The 3,620-nt window shown below is 49.0% G+C and carries 3 protein-coding genes; all 3 read left to right on the top strand.

Annotated features, from left to right (window positions below; translation table 11 throughout):
* Window positions 1-907, top strand: a 907-nt coding sequence (locus AC1WIP_RS13095; RefSeq protein WP_481142243.1) for a sensor histidine kinase, incomplete at its 5' end; no start/stop codon positions are given.
* A 148-nt stretch (window positions 908-1,055) separates the two neighbouring features.
* A complete protein-coding gene (locus tag AC1WIP_RS13090; protein WP_481142242.1) occupies window positions 1,056-1,832 on the top strand; it encodes an ABC transporter ATP-binding protein in 777 nt (258 codons plus the stop codon).
* Window positions 1,825-3,620, top strand: a 1,796-nt coding sequence (locus AC1WIP_RS13085; RefSeq protein ID WP_481142241.1) for an FtsX-like permease family protein, incomplete at its 3' end; no start/stop codon positions are given. The genes AC1WIP_RS13090 and AC1WIP_RS13085, both read left to right, overlap by 8 nt.

Genomic DNA, 3,620 nt, shown 5'->3' with positions numbered 1-3,620 from the left:
GTATGCAATTCCCCTTTCCGCTTTTTTCTGGCTGGCCGCCGGCTTTTTTGCGGGGAAAAGGTATGTGGCAAAGAGGAGGGAACTCTTGCTTGCGAGGGAAAATCTCAAGCAGCTTGGGACGGTGGAGTGGAACCCGGATTTGTGGCGGGAGAAAAGAAAACCCTTAGAGGAGGCCTATGAGAGCCTGATCGAAGAACTGGAGGAAATAAGAAAGCACAGACAGTCCCTGGAGGAGGAGGCCCAGACTGCGAGAGGCGATTATTATCTTATGTGGGCCCACCAGATCAAGACACCTATTGCGGCCATGAAGCTTTTGTTAGGAGGGGAGACAATCGGCTCCAGAGAAAGATTTTTGTTAAAGGAGGAGCTTTTCAAAACGGAGCAGTATGTGGAGATGGTGCTTCACTATCAGAGGCTGGAGAGCATGGGGCAGGATCTGGTCCTGCAGGAGTGTGATCTTTACACCCTGTTAAAGCAGGCAGTGAAAAAGTATGCCGTGCTTTTTATCAACAAGGGAATCCGCCTGCAGCTTTCGGAAATGAGGCTGTCTGTTCTGACGGACGAAAAATGGCTTGGCTTCTGCATCGAACAGATTTTGTCAAACAGCATCAAATATACGGCTCCGGCTGCGGGCTGCATCTCCATTTATCTGTGGGAGCAGGATCCCTGTACGCTGGTGGTGGAGGACAACGGCATCGGAATCAGGCCAGAGGACCTGCCCCGGATTTTTGAGAGAGGCTTTACGGGCTATAACGGACGCATGGACAAAAAATCCACAGGGATAGGCCTGTATCTTAGCAGGCAGATTTTAGACCGGCTGGGAAATCAGATCAGGGTAGAGAGTGGGGAAAATCAGGGCACGAGAGTGTATCTGTCCCTTTATCAGACAAAAGAGAATAGGGATTGATGCCTTATGTGACAAAAATGTAAGGTTTAACGGGGAAATGTAAGACAGCCTTATGGCAGCGCATTTCCTTTTTCTGTATCATTATTTCAAACGGTACCTCTGGGCGTCGTTTTCATTCATTTAGATTCGGGAAAAGAGGAGTGTGTTTATGGCGTTATTGGAAGTGAAAAATGTAAAAAAGATTTATACCCAGCGTCTGGGAGGCAGCAAGGTACAGGCTCTTTTTGACGTGACCTTTTCAGTGGAGCAGGGGGAATATGTGGCTATTATGGGAGAGTCGGGATCGGGAAAAACCACGCTGCTCAATATTATGGCCTCTCTGGATAAGCCTACCGGCGGCCAGGTGATTTTAGCGGGAAAGAATATGGCGGATATTAAGCCCAAGGAGCTGTGCGCCTTCAGGCGGGATAACCTGGGCTTTGTGTTTCAGGATTTTAATCTGCTGGATACCCTGTCTCTTCGGGACAATATTTTTCTGCCTCTGGTGCTGGCGGGCGTAAGCTATCAGGTGATGGAGGAAAGACTGCTTTTGCTGGCCCGCAGGCTTGATATCCAGGACATTTTGGACAAATATCCCTATGAGGTATCGGGAGGACAGAAGCAGAGAACGGCAGTGGCCCGGGCGTTGATTACAAGGCCCCAGATCATCCTTGCGGATGAGCCTACCGGGGCGCTGGACTCCAAGGCCTCGGACAGGCTGCTTCGTATCTTTGGGGATGTGAACAGAGACGGCCAGACCATCCTGATGGTGACCCACAGCATTCAGGCGGCCAGCCGGGCGGGAAGAGTGCTTTTTATCAAGGATGGCTGTGTGTTTAATCAGATTTACAGAGGAAACCTAAAGGATGAGGAAATGTACCGCAAGATTTCAGATACTTTGACGGTGCTGCAGACAGGAAAGGAAGGAGGGATTTCTCATGAATAAGAGAGGTCTGATTCCTCGTATGGCGCTTCAAAGCATCCGCAAAAACAGCGCTTCCTATCTGCCCTATATCGGCGTGTGCATTTTTGCCATGTTCACATACTTTGTGTTTGACCTGATTTTAAACAATGATGTCATGGCCACCATACCCAGGGCAGGCTATGCGCTGATGCTGATGAGCATAGGCTTTTGGCTGCTTGGGATGATCATGGTGCCTTTCCTGTATTATACCAACAGCTTTTTAATCAAGCGAAGAAAGAAGGAGCTGGGTCTTTACAGCATCCTCGGAATGGAAAAAAAGCATATCGGGATGCTGCTCTTTGTGGAGACGGCGGTGATCTATGTGGCAGTGGTTTTTTCAGCCATCCTTTTGGGGCTTTTGTTTTCCAGGCTTTTGTTTTTGCTGCTCTTAAACCTGGCAAAGCTTCCCGTCCAGGCAGATTTTTCCTTCAGCTGGAAAGCGCTTTGGGATACTTTGGTGTTTTTTGGAATTGTATCCGCAATCAACCTGACAGCCAATCTGTTTCAGGTGGGCAGGGCAAATCCCATTGATCTGATGGGAGAGTCCAGAAAGGGGGAAAAGGAGCCTAAGCTTATCTGGCTTTGGAGCCTTTTGGGCGTGCTTGCATTGGGAACGGGTTATCGCATTGCAATACAGGCCAAGCTTAATTCCATGATTTTTACAGACTTTTTCCTGGCAATTTTTCTGGTGGTGGCGGGAACCCATTTTCTCTTTACCTCCGGCAGTATTGTGCTTTTGAGATTTTTAAAAAGGAGAAAGAAATTTTACTATCGGGCGGACAATTTTGTCACTGTGTCCGGTATGCTGTATCGTATGAAAAAGAGCGCTGCCAGCCTGGTGAATATCTGTATTTTTTCCACCATGGTGATCATCACAGTAGTCTGCACGGTTTCTTTGTATCTGGGGATACCAAGGATACAAAGCTTCAGCTATCCCTTTGACGTGGAGATTAACTTTATGGAAGCCTCCTTTACGGACAGGGAGGGGTGGCTTCAAAATACAGGCAGACTGGCCAGGGAGCATCAGGTTTCCCTTGCGGAGAGCCAATATTATTCCTATGTGGAGTGCCCGGTGGAAAAAAGAGGAAATACGTTTGTGACAAGAAGTGAAAGCACCCGGTTCGAGGATATGTATTGGGTAAAGCTGATGACGGTCTCAGAGTTTAACCGCCTGGAGGGAAGGGACGATACCCTGAATTCGGGGGAAGTGCTTTTGTTTTCCAGCGGATCGGATTTTGCCGGGAAAGAGGAGGTTTTGGCGAAAAGCGCAGTCGTAAGCTTTATGGACGCCTCCTTTGTGATCAAGGAGGAGCTCTCGGAGTGTAAGGTGGCGCCCAAGGCGCAGGACAATAATTTTGGCGGCGAGTTTGTGATTGTGGCAGGGGATTGGGAAACCCTTTCCCAGATTGCGGCCTGCTATGGTGTGGATGCTGCCGCCTCCTCGTCTTTTAAAATGCAGCTTACCCCCAAGGGAGAGGAGCAGAATACAGAAGCCTTTGTGGAAGCCCTTTACCAGGCGGCCTCCACCACCCCGGGCTTTGCCTCCTTTGAGGACTACAGGGAACGGATGCGGGAGCAGGAATCCATGTACGGGGGATTGTTGTTTATTGGAATCTTTTTCTCCGCTATCTTTTTGATCTGCCTGCTGGTGATACTGTACTATAAACAGGTTACGGAGGGCTTTGAGGATCAGAGCAGCTTTGAGATCATGCAGAAGGTGGGCATGAGCGATAAGGAGGTAAAGGGTACCATTCAAAAGCAGATTCTGCT

It is taken from the genome of Acetatifactor sp. (assembly GCF_982438285.1).
The sequence above is the reverse complement of the archived record's forward strand: the minus strand, read 5'-3'. Positions and strand labels throughout refer to the sequence as shown.

What these genes read in the sequence shown, in the direction of transcription:
- AC1WIP_RS13090 (WP_481142242.1), top strand. Translation starts at nt 1,056, where the DNA reads ATGGCGTTATTGGAAGTGAAAAATGTAAAAAAGATTTATACCCAGCGT.